The organism is Ligilactobacillus sp. JN-6 (Y).1, from assembly GCF_058111525.1.
In genome coordinates this window covers 414,699-427,513 of sequence record NZ_CM176599.1, presented here as the reverse complement: position 1 = coordinate 427,513, position 12,815 = coordinate 414,699, and the positions used below count along the sequence as shown (strand labels likewise).

The following is a 12,815-nucleotide window of genomic DNA, read 5'->3' as shown; positions in this document are numbered from 1 at the left end:
ATCTACAATTGTATTATTCCCACATCGTTAGGGTTTGTTCATTTTTAGTATAAACGATATTATTGTATTTCTGTCACAAATGCTCATATTATTTTGTTAGCGCTTTAATTATACTAGAAATATAATGCAATAGGAAAGAAGGAATATTATTTTGACACCAGAAATTAAATGGCTGGATGACCCGCAAGTTTTTCGTGTTGGTCAAATAGCGGCCCACAGCGACCATAAAACATACGCTAACCCACAAGAAGCTATTAATAAAAAAAGTAGTTTTGCCCAATCATTAAATGGTAATTGGAAGTTTCACTTTTCGGCTGATCCACAAGAACGACCGAAAGATTTTTACGAGGTCGATCATAATGAAGATGAATTTGATACGATCAGGGTCCCACAACATATCGAGATTGCCAATTATGACAAACTCCACTATATAAATACTCTTTACCCTTGGGAGGGAAAAGAGTATCGCCGCCCACCTTATGCTTTAGGAGCAAAAGAACTCGAGGCAGGTCTTTTTAGCGACGCAAAAGATAACTGCGTGGGTTCATATATTAAGCATTTTAGACTTGGTGCGAGTTTAAAGGGTAAGAAAGTTAGAGTACATTTTGCTGGAGTAGAGCAGGCGATGTATGTGTGGTTAAATGGCCATTTTCTTGGTTACGCTGAAGACAGCTTCACCCCTTCAGAATTTGACCTGACTCCTTATCTTCAAAATGGAGACAATAAATTAGCGGTCGAAGTCTTTAAACGCAGTACCGCAGCCTTTATTGAAGACCAAGACTTTTTCCGTTTCTTTGGTATTTTCCGGGAGGTAACTTTATTAGCTCAACCCGCAGTCCATATTGAAGATTTGTCGATCAAACCGACTTTAACTAATAATTTTAGAGATGGAAAAGTATCAGTAGATTTAAAGATCGACCAAGCTGAAGTTCCTGCCAAGATCCAGGCTAAAATAACTGACCAAAGCGGTTATGAAGTTTATCGTGCAATGCTAGAGGCACAACAAAGCTCAGGTTTCAAAGACATTGAGATCAAAGATGTCCACCTCTATGACAACACTGATCCTTATCTTTATAACTTAGAATTGAATGTCATTCAGGGAGAAGATCATATCCTGGAAACTACTAATTATCAATTTGGTTTCCGCCAAATCGAGATCAAAAATAAAGTGATCTTACTCAATGGCAAGCGGCTGATCATCAACGGTGTTAACCGCCATGAATGGGATGCACATAGTGGTCGCGTGGTCTCTGAAAACGATATGCAAAGTGACATTAAAACAATGCTAGATAACAATATCAATGCTGTCAGAACGTGCCATTATCCTGATCAAGTTAGATGGTATGAATTATGCGATCAGAATGGGATTTATATGATGGCCGAAAATAATCTAGAATCTCATGGTTCTTGGCAAAAAAATGACGGCATTGAACCTTCGTACAATGTACCGGGGTCAATACCAGAATGGAAAGATGCTGTTTTGGATCGGGCACAAAACAATTACGAACTGTTTAAAAACCACACTAGTATCCTCTTTTGGTCACTGGGGAATGAATCTTATGCCGGTGATGATATTTTGGCAATGCAGCAATACTATAAAAGCGTCGATGATTCCCGCGTAGTGCACTATGAAGGTGTCGTTCACAACCGCAAATATGAAGACCAAATATCTGACGTTGAAAGTCAGATGTATTCTTCTCCAGAAACGATCACCGACTATTTAGAAAACGATCCGAAAAAACCATTTATCTTGTGCGAATATATGCACAGTATGGGCAACTCTGTTGGTGGTTTTAAAGATTATATGGATCTGCTCGATAAATATGAAATGTACCAAGGCGGATTTATCTGGGACTTTATCGACCAAGCTCTTTACAGGAAAGATGAAGTAACTGGACAAGAAGTTTTGAGATATGGCGGTGACTTTGACGATCGGGTCTCTGATTATGATTTTTCTGGAGATGGATTATTATTTGCAGATCGGACACCGAAACCGGCATTACAGGAGGTCAAATATTACTATGGCAAGAAAAAATAATCGTTTAAAAGTGATTTATGGTGATGGCAGCTTAGGTTTAGATGGAGAAAACTTTCACTATATTTTTAATTATGGCCGGGGCGGCTTGGAGTCATTAGTCTTTAACGACAAAGAATGGCTCTATCGGGAACCGACTCCTGCCTTTTGGCGAGCTACCACGAGTAATGACCAGGGGAACAATTTTTCTAAAGGATCGATCCAATGGTTGGGAGCCGACCAATTCATTGACGTTGAAGGAATAGAAATTAGTGTTGATGGCCAAACGATCACGTTCCCTTCCGCTCCAGAAAACAATCGCTATTCTAATAATGAGTATGCGGAAGAAGTTGCCATTAAATTTAAATATAAAACAGTAACTTCACCACAAACAGACGTTACTGTGAAGTATACAGTAAGTGCAGCAGGGAAAATTAGGGTAGATGTGCACTATTTTGGCAATGATGACCTACCTGAATTACCAGCCTTTGGATTGCGCATCGTAATGCCTACGTTAGCTACTGGTTTTGAATACGATGGGCTTTCAGGTGAAACTTATCCTGACAGGATGGCAGGGGGACAAAAAGGTACTTATCACATTCAAGGTCTACCGGTAACTCAATATTTGGTTCCACAAGATTGCGGCATGCATATGGAGACGTCCCGATTCAAAGTTACGCGCGACTCCGTCAAAAATAATGCTGATCAGGGTCGTGAGCCATTTTCCTTGACCATTCAAAGTACAGGCAAGCCGTTTGCATTTAGTTGCTTACCTTATACACCTGAAGAACTAGAAAATGCAACACATCAAGAAGAATTACCTTTGCCACGCCGCAGTGTGCTGACGATTTTTGGTGCTGTGCGTGGAGTTGGTGGGATAGATAGTTGGGGTAGCGATATTGATCCCGAGTACCATATTTCGGCTACTAAGGATATTGAATTTTCTTTCGAGATCCTAAACAAGTAGTGATCTGTATTGGTACGTAACAATTGTTCTATCATAGTTCGAAGTACTTCGAACCAGATAATTATGGGGGCGCTTTAATTTGAACGAAAATGTTGAAACAAAAGAAAGTAAGAAAGGAACTTTTTGGTCAGTTTTTAATTTTGGGGTCGGAAATATTGGTGGTTCAGGCGTCTATATGACGTTTGGAACATATCTGATGGTCTATGTAACGACTGCGATGTTTACCGGTGTTCCAAAAGCAGAAGCCGGTAAATTAATATCGATGATCTCTACCTTGATTTTTGTGATCCGGATAGCTGAAATTTTTCTTGATCCAATTATTGGGAGCATTGTTGATAATACCAACACAAAATGGGGGAAATTTAAACCATGGCTAGTTGGTGCTGGTCTGATTTCTTCTCTATTATTGATAGTCCTTTTTACCGGCTTTTTTGGTTTGTCAAAAGTCAATTCTACTTGGTTTATCATTTTATTCATTCCAGCTTTTATTTTGTTCGATGTCTTTTATTCGTTTAGGGATATTTCTTATTGGGGAATGATCCCAGCGTTGACTGAAGATAGTAGTAAAAGGTCACTTTATACTGCTGCCGGGAATTTTACTAACTTCGGTGGTAATTTAGTTACTATGATCGTGGTACCGGTTGTAACCTATTTTACTTTTATTTCCACTGGTCACCATAATCAGGGACAACCCGGCTGGACAGTTTTCGCAATTTTGATCGCTGCAGTTTCACTCATTTGTTCATTCACTGTAGGCTTTGGTACTCAAGAAAAACAAAGTTCTTTACGTGAAGTTACCAAGAAAAAGACCAACTTTAAGGAAATGTTTTCTGCCTTACTTCACAATGATCAAATGTTATGGACTGCCATTCCATATTTAGTTTATGGTTTTGGCAATGCAGCAACCGCAGGCCTAATGTTTTACATGTTTAAGTATGTTTTGGATCGTCCAGACTTATTCTGGATCACCGGGGTCATACCTATCATTGCAGGATTCTTTACTTCACCTTTGTACCCGGTCTTAAATAAATGGGTCACTCGTAAAACAATTTATTCTGTTAGCATGATTGCCATGATCGCTGCTTATTTATTGTTGATCTTCTCTACTGATAATTTAATAGCCGTTGTAACAGCTATGATACTTTATTACGCTCCACAGGGGTTCATTTTCATGGCAGTCCTTTTAACACTAGAGGACTCGGTTGAATATGGGCAATTGAAGAACGGAACGCGTAATGAAACGGTGATTTTGTCAATGCGTCCAATGCTTGATAAATTATCCAGTGCTATTTCTAACGGTCTTGTTGGTTGGGTAACAGTGGCTGCCGGTATGACTGGTGCAGCTACAGCAGCTTCCATTACTCCCCATGGTGTCGCTGTCTTCAAATTTTTCGCATTTTGGCTCGGCTTGATCTTGCATGTACTTGCTTTGGTTGTTTACCTTTGGAAAATTACACTTTCTGAAAAGAAACATGCAGAGATCGTTGAACAATTGCAGCAAAAACTGGCCACATCTGGGATCGATAGTGCAAAGGGTACTACAACAGCTACTGCAACTGTAGAAAATTCGGCTGCGAAAAAGCTCACAGTTAGCGCGCCTACAAGCGGGACTATGGTATCATTAGCGGACATTGTTGATGAAAATGATAATAAAGAGCTCCAAAGTAGAGGTGTCGGAATTGAACCTTCGATCGGTGAACTTTATGCACCATTTTCAGGGGAAGTTGTCTTTGTCTTTACAACAAAGCATGTCTTAGGCTTACGTTCAGATGACGGTTTAGAATTATTGGTCCACGTTGGTTTAGGAACCGCAAGAATGCGCGGTCAGGGCTTTACCTCGCGCGTTGAAACTGGTCAAAGGATCAAAAAAGGCCAGCCGCTCTTGAGTTTTGACCGCGATGAGATCAGACGTGCTGGTTACAAAGATACGGTGGTTACGTTATTGACTCAAGGCGACCAATTGAGCGATTTGAAAATGACTGATTCTAAAGAGATCGATCAAGGAGAGCAATTGTTTAGCGTTGAATTAAACAATAAGTAATTTTGCTAAACTGACAAAGATACATCAGGAATAAAAAGAGCAAATAAAAAACTGAGATCAGAAGCTTGTACCTCATAAACTTCTGATCTCAGTTTTTTTGTTTTAGATAAATATGAAGTAATTAATCTTCTATGTCCAATTGCTGCTTCAAGTTTTGCTGTGCCTCTTTTAATGCGCTATCTGGAACAACTTCGTAAGACCCGCCATTGATCATTTGGCCTTGTCCTTTAAGCTGGGTTTGTTTGATATTCGTTGCGCCCTTGTAGTTACCATAGATCTGCTTCATTTGGTTAAAGGAAATGTCAGTTTTCATATTAGTAGAAATTGCTTGCAATATGGATTTGTACTTTGTAATGCTTCCGACAGAAGCGATTTTTTTGACCATAGCTGACACTACTTCACGTTGCCGCAACTGACGACCGTAATCTCCCCGTGGGTCTTCATGACGCATACGGCTAAAGGCTAAAACATTAGTACTGTCGATCGAGACTTTTCCTTTGGCGAAGTGTTTCCCAGATTGAGTAAAGTCTAGATCATTATTAACTTCAACTGGGCCGATAGCCTTTGATAGTTGTTGGAGGCCTTTCATGTTTACTTCAACGTAATGGTCTATTGGGATATCCAGGTAGCTTTGTAAGGTGTTCAAAGAACCGGTTATTCCACCGTAGGCATAAGCTTCATTGATCTTACTATTGCCAGAGTGTCCGGCAATATTGACTAATGTATCACGCGGAACACTTAGTAATGTCGTCTTTTTAGGAGTAATAGTTGCTACCATGATAGTATCAGAACGGCCATTTTTTTCAGTTCTTCCTAAATCGCCTGTATCAGTTCCAAGCAATAGAACAGAAAATGGTTTTGATTTAGAAAGATCCACGGCTTCATCACGACCAGTGTTGTGCTTAACAGGGTTGTATGTACTGTCTACCGAGTTTTTCGCATCAAAATAAAATTTGGTTATTAGTACGCCGCTGACAATTAAAAAGAGTAATACAATACCAAGCACCCATTTCCAAACATGGTGTTGTTTTTTGTTTTTGGTATGCTGTTGTCTACGGCTATTTGAATTATTATCAGCCATTTAATCTACCCGCTTTCCGTAAGTATTTATACTGCCATATAGCTATTATAGCAAATTACGAGGGAAAGGAACCGTTTATATGAGTATTTTTAAAGTGAATAATTAATTTTCATGATGTAACTTGCTCCATTTTTAACGAATGAACTATTTTTGTGACTTCAAAAGAATTCAGCTTCATTTAGGCGATTTAAAAACCAATTTGGTGCAAATAATCATATTGATCATAGTTTTAGTTTTGTCACTGGTATTCTCTATGTCCAGTGGCTGGAAAATTAATAAACAAATTTCGAACCACTTTTTCTTATTACTGGTTTTCTTTTAGGGACAATATCAACTTTTTTGGGAATAGGCGGTGGACCGATCAATGTTGCCGTGTTAATTTTTATATTTAATTTTAAACCCAAGAAAGCGGCTCTCTATTCAATAGTTTGTATTTTCTTTTCTCAATTAATGAAATTAGCAACTAGCTTAGTTAATTTTGATTCTCTACGGATAGACTATTTAGTACTTGTTTTCATATTCTTTGCGGCTATTTTGGGTGGTTATGTTGGGTCAATTATTACTGCACATATTTCGGGGAAGAAAGTCCTATTCATATATAAATGCATCGTTTTTTTGTTTTGTTGATAAATTTGGTTAATGGTTCGAGAATTATTTGGTCTTTACTTTCTTGAGTTGTTAGAAAATTTCTTATTAGCGCCACACGTGCGTTTGATCATTATCGTTACTTCCTTTGCCGTTATCATTGAATCTTGTTTTATTTTATATTGTGGAACGCGTTCCATAGCAAGGCAGAATTTTAATGAAACTTTTTAGGAGATGATCACTGGGACGATCATCATGTTTATCAGTCAAGTATTGGGTAAATTAAATCTAGGTGGAGTTTGTCAGAATGTCGGCCCTTTTGCTTTAGAAAATTAAATTGACGGTTTGAAAGCAGTTGAGTTTGATAGTTTGCCCCGGCTGCTGAGTTGTCAACGGCTACTGCAGCAGCTAATTTAATACCGCCTTTATGCAAATTTTGCTTAATTTTAGTGGAGGGCAGAATGTTTCCATCAGAGTTGAAGGATAGAAAATACTTGTATTCCTCTTGACTTGCATCGATGATGTTTGTTGTACGGCTGAAATTATTAAACTTGCTGCCGATAATATTTAGTTGAATGTCTTTGATAGTAGCGATCACGTCACTTAAAATACTGTTGGCGGTAGGTAATTCACCAGCTCCAGCACCGTAAAATAGTATTTCACCCACAGCTGAACCCGTGACTAGGACAGCGTTATTTTCGTCTTTGATGTTGGCTAAAGGATGGCCTTTTTTGACGAACATTGGTTGTACGGATACGGATAGGTTATCTTTTAGTATTTTTGCTTGCCCGACTAGTTTAATGACATACCCGTATTTTTGGGCTTGCAAAATATCGTTTTTAGTTACCTGTTCGATCCCAGAGATTGCGATTTTTTCTAAAGGCACTGTGGTGCCAAAAGCGAATTCAGCTAAAATAGTCATTTTGTAAGCTGAGTCCTTGCCGCTAACGTCATTTGTCGGATCATGTTCCGCCAGTCCTAAAGCTTGTGCCTTTTGCAAAGCTTCCTGATATGTCGAATGATTTTCGGCCATTTGGGTCAGAATATAGTTGCTTGTACCATTTACGATCCCAGAAACTTCGATTATTTGATCTGCAGTAAATGAATTTGAAATTGTCCGCAAAATAGGAATGCCGCCTGCTACACTGGCTTCATACGAAAGGTTGACGTGATTTTGCTGAGCACATTCGATCAAATAAGAACCATTGGTTGCAAGCAGATCTTTATTAGCGGTGATCACATTTTTGCCGCTTTTAAGCAAGGCTTCGATGTATGTTTGTGCTGGTTGGATCGTGCCCATGGCTTCAATGACGATCTGTATTTCATTATCATAAAGTAAATCGTTGATCTGGTCAGTTATTTTAATTCCCTGCAGGTCGACTTTTCTTTTTTTGGTCCGATCTGCCACGACAATAGTTTTGATTTGTAAACAACAGCCGCTTGTTTCGCGGATCTTCTGCTGATTTTTTTGAATGATCCGGACTACTCCAGAACCCACTGTTCCTAATCCAATGATCCCTAATTTAATAGTTTTCATAGTAACTGCCTCGCTTTCTTTTTTAATATTTCTTGTTTTCAAGTTCTACTTTTTCCATAGTTCATGTTCCATTTCTGCTAACCTGTATTCATCTGTTTTTCCGAATAACTCGCCATACGAGGCTAGTTCAGTAATGGTTTTGTTTTTCAAACGTTCTTTTACTGTTTGTGTATTCAAACGTTCATTACAGGGTAGAAATATGATCGTTTGGATCTGAGCGGCTTTGATCGAGCACTTTTCCCACGGCAAATAAACTGTTCTGCCAGCTTGATATTCTGAGATCAGATCAAAGTAGATATTTTTGTTGGTCGAATAAGTGTACACGGGGCTGATAATTACAGTGTCATCTTTTTGACTGATCACCAGTACATATTGTGCTAAGAAGTTCACTTGTCCATCCTCCTCTCATACTAAAAAACGTCCTCGGAAATATTCATTCCAAGGACGTTTTTAGACGTGTTACCACCTTTATTTTTACCCAGCTCACACCAGATAACTTAACGAGTACAATAAGTTGTTATTAAACTCGAATACTGTAATGTGTATTAGACACGCATGCCTGATCTTAATTGTTAAGACTTGGCTAGCGAAGATTTCAAGACCATCTTCATAAAATATCTTACACTTGCTTTCAGCGTGGCAAGCTCTCTGGGAGTAAGATAATTTTTATTACTCATCTTTTCATTATCTTTTAATATTATTTGTTAGGATTATAAGTGGCACGTACTTGTTTGTCAAACTAAACACTTTAGATAAAAAGTAACTTTTTGTGGATTTTTTGCCTATATAGCAAGAAAGCTCAAACGTTTGACGTGAAAATAAAAAGTTTGAAATCCAAGCATGGGAAATTACAACTAACATTTGACAAGAAGTTGAACTAATGATAATATAGCGAAAAATTAAAGATGAATTAGACTTTGAAGAGAAGAGTAACTGTTTTTGTTAGTATACAGAGAAGCTTGTTTGGTGAGAATGGCGTTCTGAAAAAGCAGTGAAGATGAGCTTGGAGTCTGGCTACTGGTCTAGCGGCTGGTACGTTCCGAAATGGCACTCGTTAAAAATGCTAAGTTTACTAGAGCATGTAGACTTATTGAGCTTATTATCGTGAGATAGTAGGGAAAACTCAGGTGGCACCACGAAACTTTCGCCCTGCACAGTTAGAGACTGTTGTGGACGAAAGTTTTTTTATTTCTCTTGAAAAAATAATCGTGAACCAAAAATGGATGCGAAAGGGGAGCTTAAAATGGCGGTATTTGTACAAAACGGCTTAGCGAGGAAAGCCAGCATTGCACCTACTGACAGCCTACGGATCGGGCTCATTAATTTGATGCCGAATAAGCAGGAAACAGAAGAGCAATTTTTACGTATTTTCGATGAATTTACAGAAAATATTGCAGTTTATTTTTATTATCCGACAACACACCATTTTAAAAATAAGCAGGCTCAAGCGATCAAAGATAATTATTTGGCTTTGACTGAACAGGCAAGGTTAGATGGTTGGATCGTTACAGGAGCACCAGTAGAACAAATGCCTTTTGAAAAGGTTGATTACTGGGCCGAATTGCAACAGTGTATCAGTCGACTAGAACAACAAAAGATACCTGCTTTGTATGAATGCTGGGCGGCACAAGCTGCTTTGCATATCTTGTATGGTGTTGACAAGAAGCAGCGACTGACTAAGTTAAGTGGAATATATCCGGCAGATGAAGTAGATCAGAAATCTGCTTTGACGCGCGGTTTTCGTGTAAGCGCTGGGGGAATCTTACGAATGCCGCAATCACGGCAGACCGATCTGGTATTTTCTAACTATCAAAACCAAGAAAAATTGACAGTCGTCGCAGCGGCCGCAACGGTTGGCCCGTTGATCTTAGAAGACAAATGCGGCGGAGTATTTGTCACTGGGCATCCTGAATATTCCAGAGAAACGTTAGGTCAAGAATACCAGCGTGATTTAAGCCGAGGTTTCACAGTCGACAAGCCGCAAAATTATTATCAGACTAATTCGAACAAAAAAGTTGATTATTCTTGGAGAGATTGCAGTTTGCAATTTTACAGTAACTGGTTGACCCAAGTCGCAAAAAGGAAAGCAGTGAATAGTTTATGACAGAACAAGAGCAAAATAACAAACTTCATTTTGAGACACTACAAGTCCATGCTGGGCAAAAGGTTGATGAAACAGGTGCACGGGCAGTACCGATCTATCAAACGACATCATATGTTTTTAAAGACGCAAAAGAGGCTGCAGGTCGGTTCAATTTAACTGAACCTGGAAATATCTATACGAGACTGACTAATCCAACAACGGATGTGGTCGATAAAAGAGTGGCGGCTTTAGAAAACGGCACTGCCGGTGTCACACTTTCGACTGGTGCAGCTGCGATCACGGCAACGATCATGAATATTGCCAGCCAAGGAGATGAGATCGTTTCTGCTAGCACCTTGTATGGCGGGACGTATGATCTATTCAATGTCACTTTGCCTAAATTAGGGATCACAACGCACTTTGTTGACCCCGATGATCCGCAAAATTTTGTCGCAGCGATCAACGAACATACTAAGGCGCTCTATATTGAAAGCATTGGTAATCCGGGGATCAATTTGATCGATATAAAAGCAGTTGCTAAGGTCGCCCACGATAATGGCTTATTGTTGGTGGTGGATAATACTTTTGGAACACCATATTTGATCCGACCGTTAGATTTTGGGGCAGATATCGTGATACATTCGGCTACTAAATTTATTGGTGGGCATGGGACAACGATGGGCGGTGTGATCGTTGAAAATGGAAAATTTGATTATAAGAAAAGTGGTCGTTATCCGGAGTTTACTGAACCAAATGCTCAATATGATGGTTTAGTGTTTGCAGATTTAATACCAGCAGCTTTTACTACTAAAGTTCGTGCAGAATCACTGCGTGACCTAGGAGCAGCCATATCACCCTTTAATTCGTTCTTGTTTCTGCAAGGGTTAGAGTCATTATCACTACGAGTCGAGCGTCATGTTCAAAATACAGAAAAAATCGTGCATTTTTTGAACCAGCATGAAAAAGTGGCTTGGATCAATTACCCCGGTCTAGCGGACAATAAATATCATAAATTAGCTGAAAAGTACTTCCCGCATGGAGTTGGCTCGATTTTCACGTTAGGCCTGAAAGGCGGAGAAGAAGCGGGGAAGGAACTGATCAAACATTTAAAATTATTTTCCTTGTTGGCTAATGTAGCAGATGCTAAATCGCTGATAATTCATCCGGCGTCAACGACACATGCACAGCTGAGTGAAAAGGAACTATTAGAAACAGGAACGACACCAGATTTAATCAGAATTTCAGTTGGAGTTGAAAATGCAGACGACTTGATTGCAGATCTCAAGCAGGCTTTGGACAAAATTTGATGACAGCGATATGTTTTTTAATGAGTTAGTCAGGACATAATTTAGCGGCTTTAACTTAAAAGGAGTGCATTTGATGACAGTTAGCGAGGATCTTGAAACGTTTTTAGTTCAAGCAGGCAATCGAACAGATGAGCGAAAAACTGGTGCAGTATCAACACCAATCTACTTTTCGACAGCATATCGCCATGCAGGCTTGGGTGAATCTACCGGCTATGATTATTCACGCGAAACTAACCCGACAAGAAACGTTTTGCAACAAACACTGAGCACTTTGGAGAAAGGAAAGCAGGCATTTGCGTTAAGTTCGGGTATGGCTGCCATTCAACTTGTCTTTTCAAAATTTAAATCACATGACAAAATTGTGCTCTCAGATGATCTATATGGCGGTTCGTTTCGCTATTTTGCTGATCTGCACACGAACTATCAAATTGATTTTATATTGTGGGATGGGCAGGATCAGAAGGATTTGGCGAAGAAAGTCAATGACCCGCAAGTTAAAGCGGTTTGGCTGGAAACACCATCTAATCCAACGATGAAAGAGATCGATATTAGTCAAACTGCCGCTATTGCACATCAGTATCAGACCGAAGTGATCGTGGATAATACCTTTTATACTCCCATCATTCAGCGGCCTTTAGAAGAAGGGGCAGATATTGTAGTTCACAGTGCGACTAAGTATCTTGGCGGTCATAATGATATTTTGGGCGGCGTCGTTGTGTGTAAAGATGATAAAAACGTGCGGATCTACGAGCGTAATTTAAATACAACCGGCGCTGTTTTGGACCCATTTTCTTGTTGGTTGTTATTACGCAGCTTAAAAACACTTACGATTCGCATAGAAAAGCACGAGAAGAATGCACGGACACTAGTCGCAGCACTAGAAGAAGAGCCTATGGTCAAAAAAGTATTATATCCTGGACGTGGCGGTATGATCAGTTTTTATATCCGCGACGAAAAAGATGTTGATTGTTTTTGAGAGCTCTAAACGTTATTTCTTTTGCTGAAAGCTTGGGCGGGGTAGAAAGTTTGATAACTGTACCCGCGATTCAAACGCATGCTGATTTGTCAGAAAAGCAGCGAAAAAAGAAACACATTACTAACGATTTATTGCGTTTATCTGTGGGGATCGAAAATAGTAGCGCTTTGATCGAAGACCTGCAGCAGGCATTCCAGAAAGCAGCAGCAGACAGAAAATAGGAA

9 protein-coding genes and 1 pseudogene are annotated in these 12,815 nt (G+C 39.4%); 7 read left to right on the top strand and 3 right to left on the bottom strand.

All coding sequences use genetic code 11. The features are described 5' to 3' along the window. The first annotated feature begins 151 nt into the window (after positions 1-151). From AC3XNE_RS02090 to AC3XNE_RS02080, 3 genes are all read left to right on the top strand, one after another. Positions 152-2,038, top strand: a complete 1,887-nt coding sequence (locus AC3XNE_RS02090; protein ID WP_489832605.1) for a glycoside hydrolase family 2 TIM barrel-domain containing protein — start codon at positions 152-154, stop codon at positions 2,036-2,038. After that, entirely contained in the window at positions 2,022-2,981 is a 960-nt protein-coding gene (locus tag AC3XNE_RS02085; RefSeq protein WP_489832604.1) for a beta-galactosidase small subunit, read from the top strand. Before AC3XNE_RS02090 ends, AC3XNE_RS02085 begins: the two co-directional genes overlap by 17 nt. A 79-nt stretch (positions 2,982-3,060) precedes the next feature. Then, the gene (locus tag AC3XNE_RS02080) at positions 3,061-5,022 is read left to right on the top strand and encodes a sugar MFS transporter (RefSeq protein ID WP_489832603.1); all 1,962 of its coding nucleotides are present in this window, start codon (positions 3,061-3,063) and stop codon (positions 5,020-5,022) included. Positions 5,023-5,143: 121 nt separating this feature from the next. Here the strand turns inward: AC3XNE_RS02080 and AC3XNE_RS02075 are convergent, their stop codons facing one another. Then, positions 5,144-6,103: an LCP family glycopolymer transferase gene (locus AC3XNE_RS02075; protein ID WP_489832602.1), complete on the bottom strand. Its 960-nt coding sequence runs from the start codon at positions 6,101-6,103 to the stop codon at positions 5,144-5,146. A 303-nt stretch (positions 6,104-6,406) separates the two neighbouring features. Here AC3XNE_RS02075 and AC3XNE_RS02070 point away from each other — a divergent pair, with 303 nt between their 5' ends. Next, positions 6,407-6,730: a TSUP family transporter gene (locus tag AC3XNE_RS02070; RefSeq protein WP_489833356.1), complete on the top strand. Its 324-nt coding sequence runs from the start codon at positions 6,407-6,409 to the stop codon at positions 6,728-6,730. 220 nt (positions 6,731-6,950) lie between these two features. On the opposite strand, the gene AC3XNE_RS02065 is transcribed toward AC3XNE_RS02070, so the two are convergent. Together AC3XNE_RS02065 and AC3XNE_RS02060 are read right to left on the bottom strand one after the other, a co-directional pair. Further along, a complete protein-coding gene (locus AC3XNE_RS02065; protein ID WP_489832601.1) occupies positions 6,951-8,225 on the bottom strand; it encodes a homoserine dehydrogenase in 1,275 nt (424 codons plus the stop codon). Positions 8,226-8,270: 45 nt separating this feature from the next. Then, on the bottom strand, positions 8,271-8,615 hold the full coding sequence (locus AC3XNE_RS02060) for a hypothetical protein (RefSeq protein WP_489832600.1): 345 nt from the start codon (positions 8,613-8,615) through the stop codon (positions 8,271-8,273). Between the two features lie 853 nt (positions 8,616-9,468). On the opposite strand from AC3XNE_RS02060, the gene AC3XNE_RS02055 reads away from it, so the two are divergent. The 3 genes and pseudogenes from AC3XNE_RS02055 to AC3XNE_RS02045 all read left to right on the top strand — a co-directional run bounded on the left by AC3XNE_RS02055 (position 9,469) and on the right by AC3XNE_RS02045 (position 12,812). Beyond that, positions 9,469-10,329: a homoserine O-acetyltransferase/O-succinyltransferase family protein gene (locus AC3XNE_RS02055; RefSeq protein ID WP_489832599.1), complete on the top strand. Its 861-nt coding sequence runs from the start codon at positions 9,469-9,471 to the stop codon at positions 10,327-10,329. Beyond that, positions 10,326-11,615, top strand: coding sequence for an O-acetylhomoserine aminocarboxypropyltransferase/cysteine synthase family protein (locus AC3XNE_RS02050; RefSeq protein ID WP_489832598.1), 1,290 nt, complete (start codon positions 10,326-10,328; stop codon positions 11,613-11,615). Before AC3XNE_RS02055 ends, AC3XNE_RS02050 begins: the two co-directional genes overlap by 4 nt. Before the next feature lie 73 nt (positions 11,616-11,688). Continuing rightward, a pseudogene (locus tag AC3XNE_RS02045) lies at positions 11,689-12,812 on the top strand (aminotransferase class I/II-fold pyridoxal phosphate-dependent enzyme). Positions 12,813-12,815: the final 3 nt, after the last annotated feature.